We start from the raw sequence: 1,043 nt of genomic DNA on the forward strand, positions 1-1,043 counted from the left end.
CCACGAGGACGAGCGTCTGAGCTATGGCGAGCTCAATGCGCGCGCCAATCGGCTGGCCCATCATCTGATCGGGCTCGGCGTGAAGCCCGGTGATAGCGTTGCGACAATGCTGGACCGCTCCGTCTCTCTTGTGGTGGCGCAGCTGGCGATCTTGAAGGCGGGGGGAGTGTATGTGCCGATCGATCGCGCTCTTCCATCTGCGCGACAAGAATGGCTGATTGCCGATTGTGCTGCACGCTTGGTGCTTAGCGAGAGTGACGATCGGGATCTGGTCAAGGCGACGATCCCTGTTTTGCCCATTGAGCCGCTGATAGCTGGAACCAAGTCCAGTGTCGATCTTGGCCTGGCATTGAGCGCCGACGCTGCCGCTTACGTGATGTACACGTCTGGCTCGACGGGCCTTCCCAAGGGAGTTGTGGTGCCTCATCGTGCTGTCAACCGGCTCGTGATCAGCAATGGATATGCGAAGATCGATGCCGGAGATCGTGTGGCATGGGCGAGTAATCCTGCCTTTGATGCCAGCACATTTGAAGTGTGGGCACCGCTGCTTAACGGTGGCTGCATTATTGCAATGGATGGCATAAATCCTGCGGATTTTGCCAAGGCACTTAAACAGCAGCGGGTGACAATACTTTTTCTAACGACAGCATTATTTAACCAATATACATCATTGATCGCGCCGACGTTAGCACGGCTTAAGTACCTCCTCTGCGGAGGCGAGCGCAATGATCTTCCCTCATTTCTAAAATTGCTGAGAGAAGAAGGTCCTGTACGTCTCATTCACTGCTACGGTCCGACGGAGACGACGACCTTCGCGACAGTCTGCGAGATCGCGAAATCTGTCGAGGACATGACCTCCATCCCGATCGGCCGTCCGATTGCGAACACGCGGGTGTATGTGCTGGACGCGCATGGTGGGCCTGTGCCGTTCGGGGCGGTGGGCGAGCTCTATATCGGCGGGGCGGGGGTGGCGCGCGGCTACCTCAACCGCCCGGAGCTGACGGCGGAGCGGTTTATGGCCGATCCGTTCAGCGATGAGCCAG

At 58.0% G+C, this 1,043-nt stretch carries 1 protein-coding gene; it reads left to right on the forward strand.

Annotation, left to right across the window (positions count from 1 at the left end):
• Window positions 1-1,043, forward strand: a 1,043-nt coding sequence (locus GHK62_RS04035; RefSeq protein ID WP_153437052.1) for an amino acid adenylation domain-containing protein, incomplete at both ends; no start/stop codon positions are given.

Source organism: Sinorhizobium terangae (assembly GCF_009601505.1).
Taxonomy (GTDB): Bacteria; Pseudomonadota; Alphaproteobacteria; order Rhizobiales; family Rhizobiaceae; genus Sinorhizobium; species Sinorhizobium terangae.